The 15,389-nt window shown below is 57.1% G+C and carries 7 protein-coding genes, 3 pseudogenes and 1 other annotated feature; of the genes and pseudogenes, 6 read left to right on the top strand and 4 right to left on the bottom strand.

Going from position 1 to position 15,389, the window contains the following annotated elements:
- Positions 1 to 153: 153 nt before the first annotated feature.
- The gene (locus tag ACIPUD_RS39120; protein WP_446482895.1) at positions 154 to 780 is read right to left on the bottom strand and encodes an FMN-binding negative transcriptional regulator; all 627 of its coding nucleotides are present in this window, start codon (positions 778 to 780) and stop codon (positions 154 to 156) included.
- An 886-nt stretch (positions 781 to 1,666) separates the two neighbouring features.
- Here ACIPUD_RS39120 and ACIPUD_RS39115 point away from each other — a divergent pair.
- On the top strand, positions 1,667 to 2,461 hold the full coding sequence (locus tag ACIPUD_RS39115) for a pectate lyase family protein (protein WP_446482894.1): 795 nt from the start codon (positions 1,667 to 1,669) through the stop codon (positions 2,459 to 2,461).
- A 506-nt stretch (positions 2,462 to 2,967) separates the two neighbouring features.
- Positions 2,968 to 3,897: a TauD/TfdA dioxygenase family protein gene (locus ACIPUD_RS39110; RefSeq protein WP_446482893.1), complete on the top strand. Its 930-nt coding sequence runs from the start codon at positions 2,968 to 2,970 to the stop codon at positions 3,895 to 3,897.
- 732 nt (positions 3,898 to 4,629) lie between these two features.
- Here the strand turns inward: ACIPUD_RS39110 and ACIPUD_RS39105 are convergent.
- On the bottom strand, positions 4,630 to 5,889 hold the full coding sequence (locus tag ACIPUD_RS39105; RefSeq protein ID WP_446482892.1) for a carbohydrate porin: 1,260 nt from the start codon (positions 5,887 to 5,889) through the stop codon (positions 4,630 to 4,632).
- A gap of 1,687 nt (positions 5,890 to 7,576) precedes the next feature.
- Positions 7,577 to 8,941, bottom strand: coding sequence for an oxygen-independent coproporphyrinogen III oxidase (gene hemN / locus ACIPUD_RS39100; protein ID WP_446482891.1), 1,365 nt, complete (start codon positions 8,939 to 8,941; stop codon positions 7,577 to 7,579).
- A 2,142-nt stretch (positions 8,942 to 11,083) separates the two neighbouring features.
- Here hemN and ACIPUD_RS39095 point away from each other — a divergent pair.
- The 4 genes and pseudogenes from ACIPUD_RS39095 to ACIPUD_RS39080 all read left to right on the top strand — a co-directional run bounded on the left by ACIPUD_RS39095 (position 11,084) and on the right by ACIPUD_RS39080 (position 14,218).
- The gene (locus ACIPUD_RS39095) at positions 11,084 to 12,322 is read left to right on the top strand and encodes a cytochrome P450 (protein WP_446482890.1); all 1,239 of its coding nucleotides are present in this window, start codon (positions 11,084 to 11,086) and stop codon (positions 12,320 to 12,322) included.
- 742 nt (positions 12,323 to 13,064) lie between these two features.
- Positions 13,065 to 13,468: pseudogene (locus tag ACIPUD_RS39090) on the top strand (IS3 family transposase); the annotation flags it as partial.
- Positions 13,347 to 13,459 (top strand) — a sequence feature (AL1L pseudoknot). Its footprint overlaps the pseudogene before it by 113 nt.
- A gap of 3 nt (positions 13,469 to 13,471) precedes the next feature.
- Positions 13,472 to 13,684 (top strand): annotated as a pseudogene (locus tag ACIPUD_RS39085) (helix-turn-helix domain-containing protein); the annotation flags it as partial.
- 318 nt (positions 13,685 to 14,002) lie between these two features.
- Complete coding sequence (locus ACIPUD_RS39080) at positions 14,003 to 14,218, top strand: hypothetical protein (RefSeq protein ID WP_085348737.1); 216 nt, start codon at positions 14,003 to 14,005, stop codon at positions 14,216 to 14,218.
- Between the two features lie 525 nt (positions 14,219 to 14,743).
- Here ACIPUD_RS39080 and ACIPUD_RS39075 read toward each other — a convergent pair.
- A pseudogene (locus ACIPUD_RS39075) lies at positions 14,744 to 15,102 on the bottom strand (diaminopropionate ammonia-lyase); the annotation flags it as partial.
- Between the last annotated feature and the right edge of the window lie 287 nt (positions 15,103 to 15,389).

Raw genomic sequence — 15,389 nt, 5'->3', positions numbered from 1 at the left:
AGGGAATCCACAAACGAAAATTGCAAGGTTTGGGGGCCTCAAGCCCCCAATCCCTGCAATCTCAAATGCCGCCCCAACCGGAAAACTGACTCCTGCTCAATCGCTTAGAGCCTTGTTCACGGACGACCATTTACAATATGTCGATCGGGTTCGTCATCCTTTCGGAATGAGGTGAGCCGCACGACGGTCTTCCTCACGTTCGCTCTTGGACAAGCCCTCGATGACGCCGGCGCGATCCGCGGCATTGCGGTTCTGGCTCATCTTCCGTGTGCCATCTAGCCGTGTAATTTGCAATCGCAGGCCGATAATCCCCTCGAGCTCCGCCTTGATGAAATCGGCAGGTGCGTCCGAGACCGCCCAGCGGTCTTTGCTTGAGCGCTCATGTACATCGGTCAGCCGCGTGACTACCTCTCGGAGCCGATCCGAATCCTCGAAGAACTCAACTTGTCCGTAGGCATGCACAGCGACATAGTTCCACGTTGGTACGGCCTCGCCTCCCTGGTGCTTGGTCACGTACCATGAAGGACTGATATACGCCTCCGCCCCAGCGAAAATTAACATCCCCTCTCCGGTTGGGGTCAGCTTCGACTGCGGATTAGCACGCGCCACGTGCGCGTAAATCGTGCCCATCGAGCCTGCGCTCTCGTCGAGTACTACGGGCAGCAACGTTCCAACAAGCCCCTCGTGAGTGGCGGTGACCAGTGTCGCTGTCCGTGCCTCGCGCATTGTCCGTTGAAGGTCGGCGATATCGAGGACTTGGAAGCAGGACGGCGTGTACATCAGTGAAGCTCCTAGGCAGCCCGATGGAAGCCGGGCGTCTCACGATTTGAACTGCGGTACGCCTCATTCGGGATCACAGGAACAGCCAGGTTTGGTAGTTGCATTCCGGGGCGTTAGGGCAGCTAGCCCATCAAGCGTCGAAGGCGCAAATCAAAGAGCGCGGTTGCAAGCTGGTCCCGCCGTTGCCTTCCAGCCGTGCGCGTTACGGTGAAACATGGGATAGGATCTTGCTTTCATTCTGGCCGCGCTCTCGAAGCATTGACCGCTGTTTTCATCAGTCGTGAGCCGCTCAATGGCTACCTAGGTCGATTCCATCTGGCACGGTGCCTGCGGCTGCACACCTCGACTGTTGTTTAGCATGCTTCGGATGTTACCAGCCTGCCTTATTGACGACGATCTAATGGCGTTAACGCCGCATGCTGATGGTCCCGTCTAGCTCAGCATTTCGGCTCGAAAATTCAAGTTGTCGTGCGGAATTGCGGAGGTAAGAGAGAGCATCATATGCCTATGAAACACACGATGGAGCACATCAAGCGTTCGTTGCGCGTGCTCGGCGGACTTGCTGCCGTCCTCGGCGTCTCGTCCCTCCTCGGACCGAACGATGTGCGATCGGAGGCCATCATGGGCTTTGGCTCTGCAGCGACGGGCGGGCTGGGAAGCGAGATAGTTCAAGTCAGATCAACCAAGCTCGGAATTATGAGTTAGGTCGGTAGTACAGCGTCGGCCAGTGCAATGAAGATAGTCCGCCCGAGACCCAGGTAATCGGAACCATAGACTTTGCCGGTACGGAGGGGCGAGGCGAAGGGCAGGGGTGCCAATACGGCCGTGCCTGTTCGGCACCTTACAAGCGTGAGTCCCTCCTTCTTATCGATGGAAACGACGCGCATTGCGATGGCAAGGAGAAGACGTCGGTCGTATTCGACAGGCCGGCAAGCGCCCGCTGGAAATTGCCTCGAACAAAACGGTGATCGGCATTGGCTCGACCGCTACAATCAAAGGGAAGGGGCTGCGCCTGAATGGGGTCAGCAACGTCGTTATTCGCAACCTGACCATCAGTGATATCAATGAAGGCGTGATATTTGCCGGCGATGCTATTGCAATTGCACGAGCCGACCTGGTGTGGATCGATCACAACCGATTTCACAATATCGGGCGTCAGATGATTGCCGGCGGCTTTGGCCCCACGACGAATATTACGCTTTCCCGGAACGACTTCGATGCAGCGATATCTATTCCTCCTATCGTAACGGGGGAGCACTATTGGAACCTCCTGTTTCTTGGTGTCCCGGAGACGATCACTATCGCAAATAACAATTTTCATGAGACCTCGGGGCGGGCGCCGCACATTGACGGTGCGCAGGCCATTATCCCTCTCGTTAACAATTACTTCCACAGCACGAATGCGCAACACAGCGGCGGATTTTTCCATGCAGTGGTTGCTGAATCATCTGTGCATGCACTCGTCGAGGGTAATTACTTCGACAACATTGAAACACCTATAACGACCGGTAGTGGACATATCTTTGCCGTCTTGGGCAAAGCCACCGGGACAATGCCGAGCATCTGCCTCACCGCCCTCGGACGTCGGTGCATCGAGAACTTCGCGATCCCAGTGCCGCGGGTCAATGGCTTTCGCCTGGATGAAATCGTAGTTCAATCGTTTGGGTCTCTTCCAAGGTAATCTATTCCTCTTCCATTTCCAGCGGATGAAGTTCCGGTAGTGATCGCGGCCAGGGCGGGTCCCGGACACCTTCAGAGCCGGTGATGGCTCGTTCGCAGACGCGGCCCGTATTTGGCCGATTGCTGCAAACAGTTGGGCAGGTGCCATACTGGACGAGAACGGCACGCACGGCTCGCTGCTCAAAGTTGCACGAAGGCCGTATGGCGCCTATCTGTTCGGGTACCGAGCGGTACAATTCCGCTCGGTGTTTGCGTGCCTTTCGCCCCGGACCGGGGCGCTAGCCTCAGAGTTTTCACCTCTGGTGTATTTGCGGGTTCGGATTGCAAGAGGATTGGAGGTTCCATCCAGCTCCTGGCCTGTTCGGATCATCAACCTGACGTTCACAGCTCGTGTCCGACTGGCATGGTGCTTGCTCAAGAGTACCCGCAGCGCGAGGTTCGTCATCGAAGCGAGTGAGATGCGCCCTCGTCTGCTTGAACAATCCGCAAAACTTGGAAAAAATTGCAATGAAAGAAACGGCTTCGACCGAGCGTGTCATTCCAGCGACCGACGTCGTCAAGCGCGCCGCGCGCATCGGTGTTGAAATCAGAGATATCAAACTTTCGGGTGATTTGCCGAGCCAAACCGTCGCTGCAATCAATAGCCTGCTGCTCGAACATAAAGTGATCTTCTTCCGCGATCAGCGGCATCTTGATGACGCGGAGCAGGAGCGCTTTGCCGCTTGTTTGGGAAAGCTGGTGCCGCATCCGACACTCGGTACGATCAATGGAACGACCTCGATCATCGAGCTCGATTCCGCACGTGGAGGTAGCCGAGCCGATGTATGGCACACCGATGGAACCTTTCTAGCGGCTTATCCCAAAGCTGCGGTGCTGCGAGCTATTGTGATCCCATCGTCCGGCGGCGATACGATTTGGTCGAATGCTGTGGCGGCGTACCTGGATCTGCCGCGGCCGCTCCAACGGCTTGCCGACGAACTCTGGACCGTTCACAGCAACGCCTTCGACTACGCCGGGACCTGCCGTGTTCGCGAAATCGATCAGAAGCATTTTGATGAGGTCTTTACCAAAACGATCTATGAGACGGAGCATCCGGTGGTCCGTGTACATCCCGAGACCGGCGAGCGCGCGCTGGTGCTCGGCGATTTGGTGCAAAGGTTTATTGATATCCCAAAACGCGACAGCCAGAAGCTGTTTCAACTATTCCAGTCCTATATCACGGCGCCCGAAAATACCGTGCGCTGGACCTGGAAAGAAGGCGATGTCGCGATTTGGGACAACCGCGCAACACAGCATTATGCCGTTAACGATTACGGTGACCAGCATCGCGTCGTTCGTCGTGCCACACTCGATGGTGACGCGCCCGTCAGTGTCGATGGTCGATGCAGTGTGACGCGCCTCAAGACGACGAAGCACCCGTCCACGAAAGTTGCCTAGCAGGGCGCGGCAAATACACATGATGCACTGGCCTTGTCGCATGTTCACGCGAATAGATGTTTGCAAAGAGAAGTTAAGCGGAGCAGAACGCCACGCGCAATTGGATGGGAGGAGCTAACGCGCGCGCAGACCCGGGAGGCGACCTCCTTGCTGAAGTAAGATGCTCAAGCTCATCTCGTGCGGCCGAAAATGATTCAGCGCCGAGTGGCGCAAGTCATCCGGCCGCGTCCGGTTGACTTTCCCACGGACGGGGGTGCGTTTCCGCTAACCTTGCGCATCGCCCTTCGGACGACGGCACGACCGTCGGACAGACAGAGCGCGACTGCCGGAGTTGGCTGAATTTTGGCATCTGTGTCGCGGTTCCACTTACCAAGTCTCTTTCGCGGGAATCTCCGAGGGCACGATTTCGGCGTTGCCATGGCAGAGTAAGAGCTCGGACGCGAGTCTGACGAGTTGCAGGAGCAGCTAACGAGAAGCAATGTCGCTGCCGCAAGAGGATACGACTTTTGCGCGATACGGCGCCGGTCTATCGCTCTAGACCGAACCAGCAAAGGCTCCAAGCTACCATTCCCAACAGCAGGCTACCTGGACATGCCTAAATTCACGCGGTACCCGGCCTTGCGCCAGGAGCACAGAGATAGCAAAACGCCGCGACGACCGGCCCAAGCCATTGAAAGGGAACGATTGTGATTTCGACTACATGCCGGTGAATTCACGCCCAGTCCTGAGCCCTTAGAAGAATACCGACGTAGATACTAATATATTCAGGGCGTGTCCGGTTTGCGGTGTGTAGGTAATGCTTATCGGGTGATTGATGTAGGTCAGTCCTACGGTTGTATATATCCCGGGCGCCAGATGCGCCGTGTACAGTCCTGAAATTGCTGTACTGTCGCGGTGCGCCAGCTGCTCTTTTGCCAGTGCAGCGTCCACCGCGACATGGCTCCAGATGGTATTGCTGACAACAAGACTCATCTGATCTGTGGGCCGGCTGTCCAATAGGCCCTTCGCATAAACGCGAATCTCGTAGTATTGACTAGCTCTATTTAGGTCAGGCGGAGCATACATTGCAGAGAGCCCGCCATAGACTCCGCGAAATGCCGAGCCATGGACGGCAGACTGCCAGAATTGCCTGTCCGCACCTACATAGTAGACGCTGTTCGCCTTGGTCGTCGCTTCTGTCGGATGCTGCAGGTCCGTGTAGCTGCTGTTGTTGAAGCCCGCGCCAGCCCGCAGCCAAGTCTCCATTACACCCGGAGTGGGCTTGTTCCTGTAGGAAAGCTCATCAAGCAAAAGAATGCCTGCGTCGCGCGTGCTCCAGTTCAAGCCAGTGGGATTCTCGCTTACATGCGCATATTGTCCTGCTGGACTGACCGAGCGCTGGATTGAGAGTTTGTTATATACGCGATCATCAAAATTGTACTTCAGATTAAGAGCCGGCGTTGGCGCCCAATTGTTGCTCATGCCGGCTTGGAACAGCATTCTCGATGAGGGTCCAAACACTTTGTCTCCAGCGCCCGCAAACTCATGTTGGTTCCTGAGGTAGCCCAGTTTGAGTTCGATCCTTCTGTCGAATAGCGTTTGATAGTAAGAAACTGCATTGAGGCCCAGCCGATCTGGCCCAGCGCTCTGCCATGTCCAGTGTTGATGCTCGGCTCCGACCACGATCTGACCATCGGGAATTCCAAACCGAGCGAGATCATAAGTCACGATCATAGAGTTGACGGTACTAAATGTCGGATTCTGGCCGACATATTGCTGATTGGCGATGGTGCTTCTGGCGGCGTTGCCGAGTTCATTGTCGACAAACGTGTTTAGCGTCCAGCCAGCAAATCCAATCCCGAGATCCGAAAATTGGGATCTGACAGAAGCTGTATCCTGATCTATCGTGTCCGCAGGACCAGGAGCAGTGAAAGCGCCACCTCTTTCGCGAAGCTTCTCGAATTTTGCGAATGGGTCGATCGGATTTTCAATTCTGCTCTTGGCCGTCGCCATGGCAACGTCGCGCTTTATTGTGGTCGTAGCTGTTTTTGGCAAAGAGCTCCTAGAAAGGCGCGCTGCTCCCTTGGGCCGCCCGCGTCGGAATGTCATGGCCGGATCCGAAATTGTTCTGCTTGTTGCCTCATCGAGCTCATCGGGGCTGGGGCTTCTTGGGCCAGAGATCTCGCGACTCGGCGCCGCCGAACTGCTGGCGAGACTAGCTATCAGACAAAGGACAATACGACCTCGTGGCTTCGCAGTTGGTCCAGACATGAAAGCAACGACGCCAGCCAGATATGCTTGCGTGGATAGCGGCGTTATAACGCAACGATGCATGGTGATTTTCGCGCCCGTCGATTTGAATGAAGTGCACTTCCACCTGACGGCCTAGAGCGGATGTCAAATCCTGTCCCTCAATGTGGTGGGAGACGCTTGACACCAGGCGGCCTCTCTATGTCAGCGAGACCGCTCAACCTTGCGCGCTATCACCACAGCGGCGCCGCTTGGCCCACGCGTGGGTACACAGCGCAAAACAACCCAGTCGCTCGATCGCTAATCAAGGCGAGCTTCTGCTGGAGGGTGTCGACATTAGCGGGCTGCTCGGTGTGCGCGTTCGCTAGCAAGAGATTGGTGGCCGATACACGGAGGGCCAGGGACCTTGCGACAAACCCTCTGCCAAAACGAAGAAAAATTGTTTTCAACAGAGAGCAGCGGCAATAGCGGAGCTCGCAGAACAACACGCCAGATCCAAGAAACGCCGCTCGCAGCTCGGTCGATGGGTTGAAGCACAGGCAGGCAGAAGGGGCTAACATCCTTGGCGGCCCGTAAGCTCGCCGCCACAAACCCTCGAGTGGCTCTCATGGGAAGATGGAGGGCACGATTGGAGACAGTTTGATACCTGGGGACGACGAGGCAAAACATCCATCAGCTCCATTGATCGATGAAATCTATATCGCGCGGCGACTTCTTATGTGGCCCGAGCGAATTTCACCGCCACTGACTGGCACGTGTCCGTCGTCTCCATCAATTGCTAGGTTTGGTAGTTGACTGAGCGGGAGGTCGGCTGTCGCTGCGTGAATCGTAGCTAATGTGTAGCTCGACTCCACAGCCCCGGCGTTCACGGCCGATCGGTATCGCAGCGTCGGCGGGCGAATTCTAGGCGTTCGCTTCGATCCACGTCGCGCGAAGCTCTTACAGGGAACGATCTTTTCGAAGACGGTGATCCCGCCGGATCTGGTTGTAGTTGTGGCGCTCGAATATCCTTTGCGCCGTATCACGAATGATTTCGGCGGCCACCGGCGGAGCCAAGGGTCAGATGTCCTTGTCCACCCGGACGGGCTCGATGAGGGTTTTCGATACGGAAGTCGCTAAACGATGTCATCATCTCCGACGACATAAGATGATCCGTTCTCGATCTCCAGTTGGTTGGCGGCGTCGCGCACCCAATCGTCGTCCCCATCGAGGTCCGTGGCTATGAAGCTTGTCGAGATGTATGGTCATGCTGCTTTTAGCGAGGAGCGTTGTTGTCGGGGCGTCCATTTCCCGGCAGTAGTGCGTCCAGCTTGTCTTTGCGGCGCGGTCAGGGCGGCTCTCCGCCCCACAGCTTCGCACGGCGTCGTTGAGCGATTTGGAGCTGGTTGTGAGTGTGCCAGGTGAGCGACTGCATTCCTCAGGCTTCCTGGCGCGTGCAGCAAAACGTGATTCATTTCATCCAATCATTGCGTTGGCTGGTATGAACAGAGGGGGGCGCGAAGAAACAATCGAATGCGGCTGCGACAGCCCGGGTGAGAAAACGATGCTCCGGCCTCACGCGGAGGAATCCCTTTTCCATTTCGACGATCCCATCCTCAGCCAGCATTGCCAAGCGTTCGCCTGAACCGAGCAAACCGACCGGGTCAAATCCATGAGCAACGCAAATTGCCGGCACGTCCACCTCGAAATCGCACATTAGCCGCTCAATGATCGTGGCCCGGACGCGGTCTTCAAGGCTGAGACAGTATCCCTTTGACGTCGCCAGACGGCCGGCGTTGATTTGGCCGCTGTAGGACCCCGCTGTAACTTCGTTGTGGACGTAGCCCTCGCCAAGCCGGCCGATCGCCGACGGTCCGAAGCCGATCACTTTATTGCAGGTGTCGGCCGAGTAACCGAGTGAATTCCGCCGCAGGCGACCGGCTTTCTGCGCCAGCGCGAGCTCATCGTGCGGCAAGGCGAAATGGTCGAGTCCGATCTGGCGGTAGCCCGCTGCAGTCAGTGTATTGGCCATCGCGGCTGCTTGTTCTGCACGGGCATGGCTGTCTGGCAGCGCTGCCTCGTCGATCAGGCGCTGATTCTTCTTGAAGGAAGGAACGTGCGCGTAGCCGAACACCGCAAGCCGGTCTGGTCGCATTGCCAGCGCCGTTGTCGCGGTCTGAACGCAGGACTGCACCGTCTGATTTGGCAGCCCGTAGATGAGGTCGAAGTTGACGCGCATTACTCCATGCTGCCGCAGCGACTGGACAACGCGCTCTGTTTGTGCCTCACTCTGGACCCGGTTGATGGCTTTTTGGACAATTGGATCGAAGCTCTGGACGCCGAGGCTCGCGCGGTTCACGCCGGCAGCCGCCAATCCTTCGCATGTGGCGAGCGTGAACGTGCGCGGGTCGATCTCAACAGCAATGGCGGCCGTGTTCGAAATCGCAAAGCGGCGGCGCAGAAGCTCCATCAGCCGCCGGAATTCCGTTGGCTCGATGAGGGTCGGCGTTCCACCGCCGAAGTGGACGTCGCTCACAGGCAGCGGTTGCGCAACCTGCGCCGCGACCAAATCGATCTCCCTACGAAGAACCCCCAAAAAGTCGAGGATAGGAGAATGCCGGCGAGTGATGCTTCGAGCGAAGCCACAATACCAGCAAATCGATCGACAGAACGGAATGTGGAAATAGAGCGACACCGATTGATCAAGCGGCAGCTGCTGCAGCCATCTCTCACAGGCGTCGCCGCCGACTGCTTTGGAGAACTGGGCTACAGTTGGATAGATGGTGTACCAAGGAAGGCGAGCATCGTAATACGTGCTTAAGATCGAGGTCTGCAAGGATTGTTATCCCATGTTTACGAAGTTTTCCGTCGCAAGCGAATTGTCTTGCATCCCTTTGCTTGCCAAGGCCGATCGGGACTGTCGCTAGGCAATTGGGAGCTTGCGTGACGGCCGATCTGCCGAAGAAGCGCGCTGTCGGATAACAATCCGCTCCCCTCGGACACAGAGAACAAGTTCTGGTCCCCAATTCGTCCGCCTCGATAATCTTTGATCTTCGGCAACGAGACACCCACCAGGGCCGTTTAAGCTGCTAGAGCTCGAACTGCTCCACGATTTGACTCGTGCGAGGTTCAATGAAAAACATTGATACAGTCCGGTATTCTCCATCAACTGACAAGGTTGGTAGTTGATTCTGCATGGCGTATTCCCCATCGGTCCAGGAATAATGGGTCCGCTTGGCTCCGCCCCGGTATGTAGTGAAATTCGCCAATGAAGGGATTGTCGGTGGGCATCTTCATGGATCCCTCGCGGAAGAAGTCCTTTCGTGCGTCCGTTACTCGGCGGCAATATTGCTACGAGCGAAACGTTTCCTATCGGCGGCTCTCGCGCAGCTGGCGTGAGGAAATGAGCCGGGTGGGTGAGCGAGAACGGATGGGTGCAATTGAACAGCCGGCCGCCTCAGAGGCGCCGCCGGTTTTGCACAGACGTCAAGGCACCTACGTTGGTGGTAGCCGTTTTCGTGTATCTGCGCACCGCAGGAGCCGACCTTTTAAGCGACGTCAGGCAATATCTCGCGAGGGCAGCTCGTCAAGCCGCTCCAACGCTAAGCATGGCGCCGCCCGACCACAGGCCATTCTATCCGAGGTTCTTTCGGGAGAACGGGCGAGCGATCGAATAGTGGAGCTATCTGGTACTCACCACTTCACCTTCTTCCGTTTCATCTCCACCGTCAGCTCAAATCTATCGAAGCCGGCGAGGAAACTCGCGCCTTCGTCTAAACCCAGAAGGTCCGATCACAGTCGGAGCACCACCGGGCTCACCCCCGGACACGTCGTACCTCGATGATTTGTCGAGTGTTCAGTCCCAGTCCAGCTCTCCACACGTCGGTCGCAGATATCGAAAGTGGTTGAGGATCAAGCGGCTTCACCCGGGCTTGTGTAGTTCGTTGGGCGCGGCGTTGTGCCGAAAGTTCCAAACACCGGCGCAAACGAGGACGCCGGGCGCTTCCCAAAAACGCATACCCGAAAAACGAGGCTCAATAAGCAGAACGCTCTCTTCTCTCCAATTCAGCGCATCCGGCCTCTTGAAATTGGATGAATTGATGTACGATCGAGTCCTCCTGCCGCGAACGTTCTACTGGACGCCACTGTTCGTCGGATAGGCACAAATCGCGCGAAACCAAATAGCCCGAATGAACCGACTACGGCGGCCTAGACCCGGGAGATCGCGCCGCCGATAGCTGTAGACGGTATTCCTGACCGCCTCAGCTAGGATGGCGTAAAGATGCCGCTTGCTCATTTCCTGAGGCCGCGTTTCTAGCGCCTTTTGCGGCAGCTTCTTTCGGACGCGATCGCGGCGGGCAGCCATCAACGTCGGCTCTCGCTAGGGGACCGATCTAATCTTGGGTTTTGCTGTTGGTGGCTTGTGACCTCGAGTGAGACCCAAACCGAGTCAGCCTGCCGCAGACGGTGTTGCGACTGCACTCGAGATGACCCGCGATCTGCGCGGCACTTTGTCCCCTCGGACCGGAGCTGTTTCAGCTGTGCCAATTCTCTTCTATTCCAGCGCATGGAAGATACTTTGTTGCCAGTTCGGACGTCCGTCGCCTCGCGCAATGTAAGTGGTCGAGTGGCAAAGGGGCTGCCTGCTCGAGAAAATGACGATAAGCGGCTGGGTGCCACAGCGGCGAGTGCTTGCGGCTTGATGTTGACTACCACAAAGGGCACGTCCGCGCGCCTCCCAATCCTGATAGGGGAGCTTCGCTCGCCTTTCCATTATTCTTCGTCGGCAGGGACCGAACCAAAGTCCGTAACATGATTTCAGATTTCGGAGCTCGCGCGAAGTCCAGCCATGAACATGCGTGACACATCGTTAGTGCACCGCCCAAGCTCGTCGTGTTCGAGCAAGCTTCCCCGCGAACTCTAGACAGCGCACTCAGCTGATCCAGCAAAATTGCAGGCCAATGTCAGCGAGACAATCATGACAGCGTTATCGACAGAAAGCGCCCGCGAGAGCACTGATATCCCGCTGAGTCGCCTTGATGTAAGCGAGCCCAAGCGCTTCGAGGATGATACCGTTTGGCCTTATTTCGAGCGGCTGCGAAGGGAGGATCCCGTCCATTATTGCGAAAACAGCCCATATGGACCATATTGGTCGATAACAAAATACCGCGACATCATAGCCGTGGACTCAAATCACACAACATTCTCATCAGAGCGAAGCGTCACAATAGTCGACCCGCCGGAGGAGTATTGGACCCCCAGTTTTATCAAAATGAATCCTCCTCTCCACGCTCAGCAGCGTAAGACTATCAGTCCGATAGCGGCATCGGAGAACTTGGCAAATCTTGAAGGCTTGATCCGCTCGCGGGTTCAGAAGATTTTGGACGGTTTGCCGCGCAACGATACCTTCAACTGGGTCGACAGGGTCTCGATCGAGTTGACGACCCAAATGCTGGCCACGCTGTTCGATTTTCCATTTCAGGATCGGTGGTTGCTGACCTACTGGTCGGACGTAGCTGCCTTGACTCCACAAATGGGCGACCAGATCGACAGCTGGGAAAAGCGAAAGGTGGTGCTGTCGGAGTGCCTGGACTATTTTACGCGGCTTTGGAGCGAACGGGTCAATTGTGAGCCGCGCGGTGACCTGATCTCGATGATGGCGCATTCACCGGCGACCCGAAACATGGAGCCCCGCGAGTTCCTGGGCAACCTCATACTGCTGATTGTTGGAGGTAACGATACTACGCGCAACTCAATTACCGGGGGCGTCTTGTTCATGAGCCAAAATCCATCCGAAATGCGAAAACTCCGGGATGATGCTTCGCTGGTGTCCGGCGCGGTATCCGAGATTATACGATACCAAACCCCCATTGCACACATGCGCCGGACCGCTGTGGACGATTTCACGATAGGCCACAAGCGAATCAGGCGAGGCGACAAAGTTGTGATGTGGTACATCTCTGGCAACCGAGATGACGAGGTCATTGCGAGAGCCAACAGCTTCATCATCGATCGGGAAAATGTACGGCAACATCTCTCTTTCGGATTTGGGATTCATCGCTGCGTGGGTAGGCGCCTTGCCGAGCTGCAGCTGAAAATCCTGTGGGAGGAGATGCTGAATCGATGTTTGGAGGTAAATGTGGTCGGCGAACCGGAGCGAGTTCAATCGAATTTTGTGCACGGTTATTCCGCACTGCCGGTGCAGATCCCAGGTTAGTCTCGGCTGCGGCCGACCTTCAACACTGTCACGCCGTTCAGAGCCGGCGGTTGGGGACAACGACTTTCTGGAGACCAGTTCTCTAGGTAAGTTCACCGGCGTTGCGTGACGGGCTTACGGTTGTTTCGAAGGTTGCGGGCAGGGGCCGCTATCGCGTCGAGATTTCGGCCGGGCGGCTACGATACTCATCACGGCCTGCTGGAGCCGGGCCAGCGTTTCAAAGTCTAGGGAAGCAGTCCGTCCAGTCGATGAACTGAATGACCAGACGGGCCATACGAGGGGGCTCACTTCATGTGAAGACGAGGACAAGCAGGCTCGAGCAGAGTAGCGCAAATCCGGCTCCGGTCAGCCCGAGGAAACTGCTGGAGACAAGATCATGACTGCCCATGAACGACCTCTGCGGCGAGGGATAGAGATCGGCAATCGCCGCTGCGCTTCCCTTTCTGGCCAATCTCGGCATTGTTATTCAAACGAGCCGGATAATTCCTGCTGGTCTCGGGGCAGAGTGCACTTTTCCAGCAAGATCGAGCGACAGTTCGCCGCGTTCCGGCGGGCATCCTCGTTTTGTGCTTCCGTGGTTGCAAACGGATCGCTCCGCCAGAAGCTGAGTAGACCAGAGCATCTTGACAGCACAACTCACTCAAATCGCGCCGTCAGCGTTTGAGCGCTTGCAGGATTGAGCGCCCATCTAAACCGCCGCCGCGGGTTTGGCGGAGGCTCCAAGTCTTGAGAAGGTGGAGCCATGACAAGCAAAGACGACGACAAATGTTCACCCGAGGCCCGAGCCCGAGGGGTTCGTATAGCTCTGTATCAGGCCAACGAGCACAGGTCGCGCTGGACGACGGTGGCTTCCATTGCGGCCAAGATTGGCTGCACGCGCAGACCTTGCATGACTGAGTCAAGAAGGTCGAGATCGACAGTGGGCAGCGGGCCGGCGTTCCGACCGAACTGGCCGAGAAGACCAAGGCTCCGGACCGGAAGAACCGCGAGCGTCGCCAGCCAACGAGATCCTGCGCAAGGCAAGCGCCAGTTTTGCGACGGCGGAGCTCGACCGCTGGTCCAAGCCATAATCGCATCGAGGATGATCGTGCGGCGCGTGGGGTCGAGCCGATCTGCAAGATGTTGCCGATCGCCCCCTCGACCTACCGCGGAAGCAGATTATTCCGAAAGGCGGGCGACATGCCACCAGCGATGTTCAGATCTTCGGCAAAAGCTGTCTCGGGGCAATAGCTCTCATTGGTAGAGCGCGAAGAGATCGCGCCTCTCAAGGTGCAGGGCCAATCGATCCAACAGATTGGACGTCGCCTGGGGCGGGCTGATTCGACAGTCTCGCGTGAACTGCGGCGCAACGGCCGCCCGCGCCGAACCAGAGGGCCATGGCCGCCCATGTGAGGACCATAGCGCCCGCGTGAGGCTCGCTCAGGGAAATGCGGTTGGCGAGAGCCCGGAAATCCGAGCCGTACGGGACGATTCCGTCCTCCTCGCAATGAGACGATTCGAACGCGGCGCGATCGTTTCGAACGCAAGCGCCGCGCGAATTGCGAGGATACCAAGCCGCGTCAAACCATGAATTCACTTCTGCACGCGAGAGGCTTTTAACCGCTCGACAAATGTGCGCTATACCGAGTGCAAAGAGGGCACTAGCCTTATCGCATTATCCCTCGAAAGGAGAGATGGAGCGTGAGCGAATTTACGGGAGAGGTTCAAGCGAATATGGGCCTGGTCTTGGATCAGGTCTGTGCGGGACTGCCGAATGGCGGTGACCACGAGAGCCGTCGATATGTCGCTGAGCAACTGATCCAAGCGGTGCGGGCGGGAAAAACGACTCTGGGGGAGCTGACCTCTGCGGGACGTCGCGCTGTCGTCTATCTGAAGAATGCGCCGAAATCAGCCTAGCAGTCCCTTGTTGCCGGCCCGATCTGCCCTGCGTTCGCTCGCAGGCAACCGCGTACCCGACAGATACCTCGTGGCGTTAGGGCACATTGGCGGGTGGCATGGGCGCCGTCGGGCGCGGCATGAACGCGCTTTGGTGGTGGCCGCGTGCCGCCAACATGATCGCGAAAGCCGTGAGAACGATCAGGAGTCCACGCATATCGACAGATTACCCGGAGAGCTGTATCGCAATTATGAAACGGCTCATAGCCGGTGTGCCGAATCAAGAAGAAAATGAAGCTGTTGTATCATTCGATGAGGCGAACGCGTTTGGACTGCAAAGCGCCAAAGTCATAGCGCTTGTTCTTGCGGCAAGACGGCAAAGCCATGCCTTTTGTGCCGAAAACGTGCGTACGGGCCTCGTTGGAAGCAGAAATCTGCGGCGGATTTCAATCGTAGGATCAATCGCTGGATGCCTTCGTTCTTGGCCTTCTCTTGGGCTTTCGTCCCCGTCACGAGTTCACCGAACGGGCCGCGGATCATGAGCGTCTAGGCCTCCAAGCTTCTCCTGACCACTTGCGATAGAGACTGACCCACGAGCTGTTCGTAAGCGCCAGGATCCGTCGCGCCCTCGGTATTGATGAGGAAGACCCGTGCGTCAGGTTCAAGACCAATCAAGCGCGCAAGGTCGAATCGGCAGCAACTTTCAGCAACCCTGCCAGACCAACCCCGCCACTTTCGCCTGCAACGATAGCCGGATCACCGTCCCGGGGATTGGCCAAACGGTTCATAACCCCGACGGCGTCCTCGTCATCGACAATCATAAAAGCGTCGGCTGCGCGCGAAAGGATGCGCCAAGCGACGAGCGAAGGTTCGTAGCACTCGAGCATCGCCATCACTGTCGGCTGCATGCGGATTCCGACGAAGTCGCCCAGGCGTACCGATATGAAGTCGCCCGTGGATTCCGAGACGATGTCGCCCACCTTTCCGATTTGATCTCGCCCAGCGGCGAGGCGTTCTGGCCGGCTGGTTCTCTGGCATCGGTCAAGCCGCGTGGTCAATCTGGAATCGCGACTTCAACCTGTTTTTCTTCTTCTGCGGTTGCTGTGGGCATGTGGGCAACGCGATTGCGTTGTCCAAGCGCAGCGGCATGTCCACAGCGCCACGGGCTCAGGTCTTTCGGGCGGATTGCCGG

The sequence above is a fragment of the Bradyrhizobium sp. CAR08 genome (genome assembly GCF_052871955.1).
The sequence above is the reverse complement of the archived record's forward strand: the minus strand, read 5'-3'. Positions and strand labels throughout refer to the sequence as shown.